The 9,727-nt window shown below is 69.8% G+C and carries 8 protein-coding genes, 1 tRNA gene and 1 pseudogene; 3 read left to right on the forward strand and 7 right to left on the reverse strand.

The genetic code is table 11. The features are described 5' to 3' along the window. From VI078_07065 to queA, 7 genes and pseudogenes are all read right to left on the reverse strand, one after another. A pseudogene (locus VI078_07065) lies at positions 1-343 on the reverse strand (methyl-accepting chemotaxis protein). Between the two features lie 580 nt (positions 344-923). Continuing rightward, a complete protein-coding gene (locus VI078_07070) occupies positions 924-1,721 on the reverse strand; it encodes an RNA methyltransferase (protein ID HEY5999051.1) in 798 nt (265 codons plus the stop codon). A gap of 10 nt (positions 1,722-1,731) precedes the next feature. Further along, entirely contained in the window at positions 1,732-2,646 is a 915-nt protein-coding gene (gene secF / locus VI078_07075) for a protein translocase subunit SecF (protein ID HEY5999052.1), read from the reverse strand. Positions 2,647-2,677: 31 nt separating this feature from the next. Continuing rightward, positions 2,678-4,249: a protein translocase subunit SecD gene (secD, locus tag VI078_07080; protein HEY5999053.1), complete on the reverse strand. Its 1,572-nt coding sequence runs from the start codon at positions 4,247-4,249 to the stop codon at positions 2,678-2,680. Between the two features lie 63 nt (positions 4,250-4,312). Then, positions 4,313-4,678 carry a preprotein translocase subunit YajC gene (yajC, locus tag VI078_07085; GenBank protein ID HEY5999054.1) on the reverse strand — a complete coding sequence of 122 codons (366 nt, stop codon included), beginning with the start codon at positions 4,676-4,678 and terminating at the stop codon, positions 4,313-4,315. A 27-nt stretch (positions 4,679-4,705) separates the two neighbouring features. Beyond that, the gene (gene tgt, locus VI078_07090; GenBank protein ID HEY5999055.1) at positions 4,706-5,818 is read right to left on the reverse strand and encodes a tRNA guanosine(34) transglycosylase Tgt; all 1,113 of its coding nucleotides are present in this window, start codon (positions 5,816-5,818) and stop codon (positions 4,706-4,708) included. A gap of 212 nt (positions 5,819-6,030) precedes the next feature. Further along, positions 6,031-7,080 carry a tRNA preQ1(34) S-adenosylmethionine ribosyltransferase-isomerase QueA gene (gene queA / locus VI078_07095; protein HEY5999056.1) on the reverse strand — a complete coding sequence of 350 codons (1,050 nt, stop codon included), beginning with the start codon at positions 7,078-7,080 and terminating at the stop codon, positions 6,031-6,033. A 44-nt stretch (positions 7,081-7,124) separates the two neighbouring features. Between queA and truA the strand changes: the two genes are divergently transcribed. The 3 genes from truA to thrS form a co-directional block, all read left to right on the forward strand. Next, positions 7,125-7,916 (forward strand): tRNA pseudouridine(38-40) synthase TruA, encoded by a 792-nt coding sequence (gene truA / locus VI078_07100; GenBank protein ID HEY5999057.1) that lies wholly within the window; start codon positions 7,125-7,127, stop codon positions 7,914-7,916. A gap of 169 nt (positions 7,917-8,085) precedes the next feature. Then, positions 8,086-8,160 (forward strand) — tRNA-Val (locus VI078_07105). Positions 8,161-8,303: 143 nt separating this feature from the next. Next, the coding region (gene thrS / locus VI078_07110) for a threonine--tRNA ligase (GenBank protein HEY5999058.1) at positions 8,304-9,727 on the forward strand (1,424 nt) is incomplete at its 3' end.

Raw genomic sequence — 9,727 nt, forward strand, 5'->3', positions numbered from 1 at the left:
AGGCGACGATCTCGTTCATCGTCTGGCCGGCATCGGCCACCAGCTTGGAGCCGGACTCGACCTTGTCGACCGAGGTGCCGATCAGCGCCTTGATCTCCTTGGCCGCCTCGGCCGAGCGCTGGGCGAGGTTGCGGACCTCGCCGGCGACGACGGCGAAACCCCGGCCCTGCTCGCCGGCGCGGGCGGCCTCGACGGCGGCGTTGAGGGCGAGGATGTTGGTCTGGAAGGCGATGCCGTCGATGACGCCGATGATGTCGGCGATCTTCTTGGAAGACGAGTTGATCTCCTGCATGGTGGAGACGACCTGGGAGACGACCGAGCCGCCCTTGGCGGCGACCTCGGCACAGCAACTCCCGCACGTGCTTCTCGATCACGGGGTCGTCCTCGGCGCGCACGGACTCGAAGTGCGCGTAGACCCTGCCGGCGCCGTCTATCAGGAACACCTGCGGCGTCCCCGTGAGGCCGAACTGCCGCGCAATGCGTCCCCCGGGGTCCGGGACGACGGTGTACCCCTGGCGGATCCCGATCGCGCGGAGCTTCTCCACCCGCTCGGCCACCTGCTCGGCAGACGTCCCTTCGCCCTCGACGGCGAGCACGTCCAGCCCCTTGTCCCGATACGTCGCCTGCAGCCGGTCCAGCGCCTGCATCGCCCGCGTCGAGGTCGCCCGCCGCCAGTCCCAGAAGAAGACTGCGACGCGGCGGCGCGCCACGATCTCGCCGAGGTTGACCGGACGACCCTCCAGATCGACCGCCTTGAACTGCGGCACGATGTCGCCGCGCTTCGCCGCCGAGACGGGGGCCGGAACGAACGCCGCGGCGAGAAGGGCCACGCCCGCGGCCACTGCCACCACTCCCCGGTTCATGCTCGTCCGTCCTCCCGTCCCGCAACGGCGGGGGAGTCTACCGACGGCCATTCCGTCCTGTCAATCATCAGCGCCGGGCTCCGCCGGCGCCGGCCGCTCGCCCCGCCGCCCCGCGTACCAGCCGACCTGTCTGAAGATCCCCCGCAGGGCGCGCACCTCGCGCTCGTCCGGCCCGGCGCGCCCGATCAGCCGCCGGAAGACGCGCATCATCCGCGCCGGGTTGTCGGCGTGCAGGTAGCCGATCTCGAGGAGCACGCGCTCCATGTGCCCGTACAGGCTCTCGAGCTCCACGGTCGTCGCCCGGCGGCGCCCCGAAGGCGGGCCGTCCGCCGCGCCGGTGGCGAGGAAGAGCTCGTAGGCGAGGACGAGGACCGACTGGGCAAGGTTGAGCGAGCCGAACCCCGCGCTCGAGGGGATGGTCACGAGGCGCTGGCAGTACTGCAGCTCCTCGTTCGTCAGCCCGCTGTCCTCGCGCCCGAAGAGCAGCGCGGCTTCGTCGCTCCCCTCGAGTCCGCACACTTCCGCGGCGAGCGCGCGCGGCGTCACCCTGCCGCGCCGGCCCGAGCCGCCGCGGCGCGTCGTCCCGGCGACGAAGCCGAAGCCCGCAAGAGCCGCGCCAAGGTCGTCGGCGACGACAGCGCCCTCGAGGATCGGCTTGGCGGCCAGCGCCATCCGATAGGCGTCGGGGACGAGGAAGTCGACGGGCCGCACGAGCACGAGGCGCGAGAGCCCCATGTTGGCCATCGCCCGCGCCGCCGCGCCGATGTTCCCCGGTTCGCGGGGCTCGACGAGGACGATGGCAACCCGCGAGAGCAGGCCGCGGGGCGGGGGCGGGGCCGCGCGGACGCCGCCGGCCACGCGTCGCGTCCTACTTGCGCAGGCGGATGCCCTTGCCCTGCCAGAGGAGGACGATCGGGCTGGCGACGAAGATCGAGGAGTAGGTCCCGATGAGCACCCCGAGCAGCATCACCCAGGCGAAGTCGCGGATGATCTCCCCGCCGTAGACGTAGAGCGCCACCAGCACGATGACCACGGTCAGCGCCGTCAGGACCGTCCGGCTGAGCGTCTCGTTGATGGAGAGGTCGATCGTGTCGCCGAGCGTCTGGCGCGCGCCGCGGCGCAGGTTCTCCCGGATCCGGTCGAAGACGACGATCGTGTCGTTCGTCGAGTAGCCGGCGATCGTCAGGATCGCGGCCAGCACCGGCAGGGTGAAGGTCTTGCCGAGCAGCGTGAAGAGCCCGAGCGCGATGACCACGTCGTGGGTCGTGGCGACGATGGCGCCGAGGGCGAACTTGAACTCGAAGCGCCAGGTGATGTAGCCGAGGATGAGCACGAGCGAGACCATCACGGCCCAGAAGGCCTGCGCCCGCAGGTCGGCGCCGACTTTCGGCCCGACCATCTCCACGCGCTGGATCTCGTAGGCGCCCGCCCCGAACTTCCCGTCGAGGGCCTTGCGCACCTCGGCCTCGACGCCCTTGACGTCGGTCGTCGACATCTCGGTGGCCAGCAGCACCGACTGGCGGTCGCCGAAGTACTTGATCTCGCTCTTGCCGAGACCGACCGTGTCGAGCCCGCCGCGCACCGCGTCGATCTCGACCGGCTGCTTGAACTTCAGCTCGACGTTGCTGCCGCCCTTGAAGTCGATCCCGTAGATCAGGCCGCCGTGGCGCACCAGCGCCAGCACCGCGAGCAGGATCGCCGTGATGGACACGAGGCCCGTCGTGTATTTCATGATCCGGACGAAGGGGATCTTGGTGTCAGGCTTGATCCAGTGCATGCTCATGCCGTTTGTGTCTCCCCGCGGTTGCCGCGCGTTAGATGCTGAGCTTCGTGATCTTGCGGGTCATGGTGACCCAGTCGAAGATCACGCGCGTGACGACGACCGCCGTGAAGAGGCTGATCGCCAGGCCGACGAAGAGCGTCACGCCGAAGCCCTTGACCGGACCGGAGCCGGCGAAGTAGAGCACCACGGCCGTGAGCATCGCCGTCACGTGGGTGTCGAGGATCGTGACGAAGGCCCGGGCATAGCCGGTCTCGATGGCCGCGCGGATCGCGCGCCCGCCGCGCAGCTCCTCGCGGATGCGCTCGAAGATCAGCACGTTCGCGTCGACCGCGATGCCGAGCGTCAGCACGATGCCGGCGATGCCGGGCATGGTCAGCGAGGCGCGCAGCGCCGCCAGCGAGGCCAGCAGCAGCGTGAGGTTGACCAGCAGCGCGAAGTCCGCGACGAGGCCCGAGAGGCCGTAGTAGATGGCCATGAAGACCATGACCAGCAGGCAGCCGACCACCGTCGAGATGATGCCCTTGCGGATCAGGTCCGCGCCGAGGGAGGGGCCGACGCTGCGGTTCTCGAGGATCTCGACCGGGGCCGGCAGGCTGCCCGCCCGCAGGACGATCGCCAGGTCGGTCGCCTCCTCGACCGTGAAGCGCCCCGTGATCTGGGCGCGGCCGCCCGTGATCTTCTCCTGGATCACCGGCGCCGAGTAGACGTTGTCGTCGAGCACGATCGCCAGGCGCTTGCCGACGTTCTCCTCGGTGACGAGGGCGAAGGTGCGCGCGCCGCGGTTGTTGAAGCTCATCGAGACCGCCGGGCCCTTGCCCGAGGAGCCGGAGAGGTCGACCTTGGCGTCGTTGAGGTCGGTCCCGGTCAGGATCACCCGCTTCTGCACCAGGTACGGCGTGCGGCTGGTGCGGCCGGTCGACGGGTCCTTGTCCTGCTGGTAGAGGATCTGGCTCCCCGGCGGGACGTTGCCCTTGAGCGCCTCCTCGAGGCTGTTGGTCTCGTCCAGCAGCTTGAACTCCAGCAGCGCGGTCTTGCCGATCAGCTCGATGGCGCGGCGCGGGTCGCTCACGCCGGGCAGCTCCACCAGGATGCGGTTGGTCCCCTGCTTGACGACCGTCGTCTCCGAGACGCCGAACTGGTCGATGCGGTTGCGGATGGTCTCGAGCCCCTGGTCGACGGCGAAGGTGCGGATGCGGTCGACCTCGGCCGAGCGCATCGTCAGCCGGATCTCGTCGGCCGCGTCCTTGTCGATCTGGAACGTGGGGTACTCGTCGAGCTCGACCCTGATCTTGTCGCGCGAGCTCTCGGGGGACGGCACGAGCACGATCGTCGTCAACCCCTCGCGCCGCACGGTGCCGACGCCCAGGCGCTTGCGCCGGAAGGTGTCGCGCAGCTCGTTGGCGACGCGCTCGGTCGCGTTCTCGACCGCCTTGTCGATCTCCACGCCGAGGACCAGGTGCACGCCGCCCTTGAGGTCCAGCCCGAGCCGGAGCCTCTGCACCGGCACCACCTTGGTCCACCAGGCCGGCATCTCGCCGAGCAGCGTCGGCGCCAGGCAGAGCGCACCCGCCACCAGCGTGGCCACGATGATCCAGAACCGCATTCTCAACGCCTTCGGCATCCTCACTCCCCCCTGGAAGAACCCGAGCCGCGCCCGGGCCGCCCGCTAGACCCCGATGTCCTCGGTGACCTTGTCGGCGACCGACCAGCGGCTGATCTTGAGCCGGACCCGCTTCTCGTCGTCAACCTGCAGCACAACGGCCTTCTCGTTGAGCTCGACAATCGTGCCGTAGATCCCGGCCTGGGTGAGCACCTTGTCGCCCCGCTGCAGGTTGCGCAGCATCTCCTGCTGCTGCTTCTGCTTCTTCTGCTGCGGCCGCATGATGAGCAGGTAGATGATCGCGAAGATGATGATCATCATTCCGAACGGCCCGAGGAGGAACCCCACGAGTCCACCCGGCCCCTGCTGCTGCGGCGCGCCGGCCGCCTGCTGTGCCCAGGCGCTGGCCACGCTCACGATCGCTGTCGACATACGCTCTCCCTTCCCTGCCCCGTTTCCCTACGCTTGTGCGGCGTGCCCCGCGCGGAACGCGTCGCGGAACTCCCGCCACCGGCCGGCCGCCACCGCCGCGCGTGCGCCCGCCATGAGCCGTTGATAATACGACAGGTTGTGGATCGTGTTCAACCGCAAACCGAGCGTCTCGCGCGAGAGCGCCAGGTGCCGCAGGTAGGCGCGGCTGTACGAGCGGCAGGTCGCGCAGGGGCAGTCCGCCTCGATCGGGGCGGCGTCGCCGGCGTGCGCGGCGTTGCGGATGTTCACGGGCCCGGCGGCCGTGAAGAGCGTGCCGTTGCGGGCGTTGCGCGTCGGCATCACGCAGTCGAAGAAGTCGATGCCGCGGTCGACGCACTCCACGAGATCGACCGGCGTGCCGACCCCCATGAGGTAGCGCGGGCGCCCGGCCGGAAGGTGCGGCGCGGTCGCGCCGACGAGGTCGTACATCATCGCCGGGGGCTCGCCGACGGAGAAGCCGCCGAGCGCGTAGCCGGGGAAGTCGATCGCGAGCAGCCCCTCGAGCGAGCGCAGCCGCAGCTCGGGCCAGGCGCCGCCCTGGACGATGCCGAAGAGCGCGTTCGCGCCGCGCCACGCCGCCTTGCAGCGGGCCGCCCAGGCGCGCGTCAGCTCGAGCGATCGCTCGGCCTGCTCGCGCGTGGCCGGGTACGGCAGGCACTCGTCGAGCACCATCATGATGTCCGAGCCCAGCGCCTCCTGGATCGCGACCGCCGACTCCGGCGAGAGAAAGCGCATGGACCCGTCGAGGTGCGAGCGAAAGTGCACCCCCTCGGGGGTCACCGTGCGCAGCTCGCTGAGGCTGAAGACCTGGAAGCCGCCGCTGTCGGTGAGGATCGGACCGTCCCAGTGCGTGAAGCGGTGCAGTCCGCCGAGGGCGCGCACCTGCTCCTCGCCAGGGCGCAGGTGCAGGTGGTAGGTGTTCGCGAGGATCGCCTGCGCCCCGCAGTCGCGCACCTCCTCCGGGGTGACGGTCTTGACGGCGCCGTAGGTCCCGACGGGAAGGAACGCGGGCGTGTCGAACGCGCCGTGAGCCGTGTGCACGCGCCCGAGGCGGGGCCCGGACGCGCCGCCGGAGATCAGCTCGAAGCGGAAGTCAGCCATCGCGCGGATGATATCAGACGAACCCGCCAGACAGGTTCGCAGAACGCGCCGTGACCCGGGGCGACCGGGCCGATTCCGCTCCGATTTCGCGTCCCGGCAAGGCAGCGGGCTCGGGCGCGCCGCACCACCCCCACACGCGGCACAACTGCGCGCGGGGGCAACGACCGCACCGCCGCCGGGGCGCGAAAGCGCGCGGAAGCGGCCCGGTCGATTCACCGAATAAGCATGGCGTCGCCGTAGCTGTAGAAGCGGTAGCGCTCGCGGATCGCCTCCGCGTAGGCCGCCAGCAGGCGTTCGCGGCCGGCGAACGCCGCGGCGAGCACGAAGAGGCTGGACTTCGGCAGGTGGAAGTTCGTGATCAGGGCGTCGACGGCCCGGAAGCGGTGCCCCGGGCGGATGTAAAGGTCCACCGCCCGGGTGCCCGGGGCGACGCCGCCCTTTCCGTCCGCGAACGCCTCCAGCGTCCGCGTCACGGTCGTCCCCACGGCGACGACCCGCCCTCCACGGGCGCGCGTCACCGCGATCGCGGCCGCCGTCTCCGCCGTCACCTCGGCCCGCTCGGCCTCGATGCGGTGCCCGGCGATGTCGTCGTGCCGGATGGGGCGGAAGGTCCCGGGGCCGACGTCAAGGGTCACGAAAGCCGTATTCACCCCCGCGCGCGCCAGGCGCCCGAAGAGCGCGCCGGTGAAGTGGAGGCCCGCGGTGGGCGCCGCGACGGAGCCCGGCTCGGCCGCGAAGACCGTCTGGTAGCGCGCCCGGTCCGCCCGCCGCCGGCGGCGCGCCTCCTCCTCGCGGCGGCGGATGTACGGCGGCAGGGGCGGGTAGCCCGCCAGGGCCATCGCGCGCTCTCCGCCGTCGGGCTCCGCGAAGGCGAGCAGTCCCTCCCCGGCTTCGTCCACGCCCTCGAGCGTGGCGCGCACGGCGCCCCGCGCGAACTCCAGCACCGTGCCCGGCCGGCTCGCGCCCCGCACGAGCGCCCGCCAGCGCCCCTGCCCCGCCGGCGCCAGCAGCAGCGCCTCGATGCGCCCCCCCGTCCCCGCCTTGCGCCCGAAGAGGCGCGCCTGCCGCACCGCGGAGTCGTTCAGGACGAGAAGGTCGCCCCGGCGCAGCAGCGCGGGAAGGCGCGAGAAGCGCTCGTGCCCGATCGCCCCCGTGCCGCGATCGAGCACAAGCAGGCGCGCCGCGTCCCTGCGCCTCGCCGGCGTCTGCGCGATCAGCTCCTGCGGCAGGTGGAAATCGTAGTCCTCGATGCGCCTGCTCATTGTTCTCCCCGGGGCCGGCGGATTATAGTGGCGCCGAGGCCGAAATGGGAACTGCTGACGAGGTCATCGTGCCGGACACCGCCGACGCCACCCCGCGTGCGCGCAACATCCGCCTCCTGCTGGCCTACGACGGCACGCCCTTCCTCGGCTGGCAGGTCCAGCCGCAGGGCCCCACGATCCAGTCGGTCCTCGAGGACGCCCTCGGGCGCATCACCGGGCACGCGACCAAGGTCAAGGGGTCGGGCCGAACCGACGCGGGCGTGCACGCGCTCGGCCAGGTCGCCAATTTCCACACCGCTTCGCGCATGCCGCCGGAGGCCTATGTCCCCGCTCTCAACAGCATGCTTCCCCCGGAGGTCGCCGTGCTCGCCGCCGACGAGGTTGAACCCGCGTTCGACGCACAGTTCTCCGCCGTGGAAAAGACGTACCGGTACCGTGTTCTGAACACCAGGGCAAAGCAGCCGTTCGAGCACAACCGTTCGTGGCAGGTGCCTGTTGATATCAATGTGGAATCAATCAGAAGTGCATCGTCCTATCTGGTTGGCAAAAAAGACTTTTCATCATTTCGCGCTGCAGGATGCGCTGCATCGAGCCCCGTCAGGGTGATGAAGAACATCAGCATCTCCTCCGATGGTGGAATCATCACCTTCGAGCTGACCGCTGACGGATTCCTCCGCCACATGGTGCGCAACATCGTCGGGACGCTGGTCGAAGTCGGTCGGGGCAAATTTTCCACAGATGAATTCTCCGCCATCCTGGAGGCCCGCGACCGGACCCGCGCTGGAAGGTCCGCCCCGCCCCAAGGGCTGTACCTCGTCAGGGTCGTGTATCCCTGAAACGCGGAAACGGGGACAGATCTATTTTTCCGTGTCGCTTGCGGGCCGCTCGACGTTCCCCCGAAGAGGAAAATAAATCTATCCCCTTTTCGGGTGCGGCGCGACAGCTTTTCACTTGACAAGGGGACGGAAAACAACAACAATCCCCACTTTGACGGAAGTGAGGCGTAGGGGCGTAGCTCAGGGGGAGAGCGCTTGCTTGACACGCAAGAGGTCGGCGGTTCAAGACCGCCCGTCCCTACCAGTTTCTGACACGCGGCACCGAGGGGGAATGGATAGCAGCCCAGGCGCGCAGGCAGGGCATCGGGTCTCCGGCCCAGCCGCCGTTTGCGCGCGCCGCCCCCCGGCGATCGCCTGATCCCCGGCCAGCGGCAGGACCCCGCCACGATGGCAACCATAACCGTTTCCTTTCCCGACGGCTCGCGGGCTGAAGTCCCGGCGGGCACCGCCGCCGGCAAGGCGCTCCAGGGGCACCTCGACGGCGTCCGCGGGGCGCTGGTCGCGGCGCGCGTCGACGGCCGGCTCGTCGACCTGAGCGCGCCGCTGGCGGCCGACGCGCGCGTGGAGGGCGTCGGCTTCGACTCCCCCGAGGGGCGCGACGTCTTCCGCCACTCCAGCGCGCACCTCATGGCCGAGGCGGTGGCCGACCTCTTCCCCGGCGTGAAGTTCGCGATCGGGCCCGCGATCGCCGACGGCTTCTATTACGACTTCGACGTCGAGAAACCCTTCACGCCCGAGGACCTCGAGCGCATCGAGAAACGCATGGCCGAGATCGTCAAGGCCAACGTGCCGTTCGTGCGCAGCGAGGTCGCGCGCGACGCGGCGCTGGCCGACTTCCGGGGCAAGGGCGAGGTCTACAAGGCCGAGCTCATCGAGGCGATCCAGGACCCGACCGTGTCGATCTACCGCCAGGGCGGGTTCACCGACCTCTGCCGCGGGCCGCACCTGACCTCGACCGGCAAGATCAAGGCCTTCAAGCTGCTCTCGGTGGCCGGGGCCTACTGGCGCGGGGACGAGCGCAACCGCATGCTCCAGCGCATCTACGGCACCAGCTTCCCCGACAAGGCGGCGCTCGAGGCCTACCTGCACCGCCTCGAGGAGGCGAAGAAGCGCGACCACCGCAAGATCGGCAGGGACCTGGACCTCTTCTCCTTCGCCGACGAGGTCGGCCCGGGGATGGTCATCTGGCACCCCAAGGGCGGGCTGCTGCGCTACCTGCTGGAGGAGTTCGAGCGGCGCGAGCACCTCAGGCGCGGCTACCAGATCGTCTTCGGGCCCCGCATCCTGCGGGAGGAGCTCTGGCAGCGCTCGGGCCACTACGACAACTACCGCGAGAACATGTACTTCACCGAGATCGACGAGGTGAAGTACGGCATCAAGCCCATGAACTGCCTGGCCCACATGCTGATCTACAAGAGCCAGATCCGCTCCTACCGCGACCTGCCCATCCGCTACTTCGAGCTGGGCACGGTGTACCGCCACGAGCGGGCGGGGGTTTTGCACGGCCTGCTGCGGGTGCGCGGCTTCACCCAGGACGACGCCCACATCATCTGCGCCCCCGAGCACCTCAACGCCGAGATCCGGGGGGTGATCGCCCTGGTCAAGGACGTGATGGCCGTCTTCGGCTTCTCCTACCACATGGAGATCAGCACCCGGCCCGAAAAGTCGATCGGCTCCGACGAGAACTGGGAGCTGGCCACCAACGCCCTGGAGCAGGCGCTGAAGGACGAGGAGATCCCCTTCGTGATCAACGCGGGGGACGGGGCCTTCTACGGCCCCAAGATCGACGTGAAGCTGCGGGACGCCATCGG

The organism is bacterium (assembly GCA_036524115.1).
Lineage (GTDB): Bacteria > JAUVQV01 > JAUVQV01 > JAUVQV01 > DATDCY01 > DATDCY01.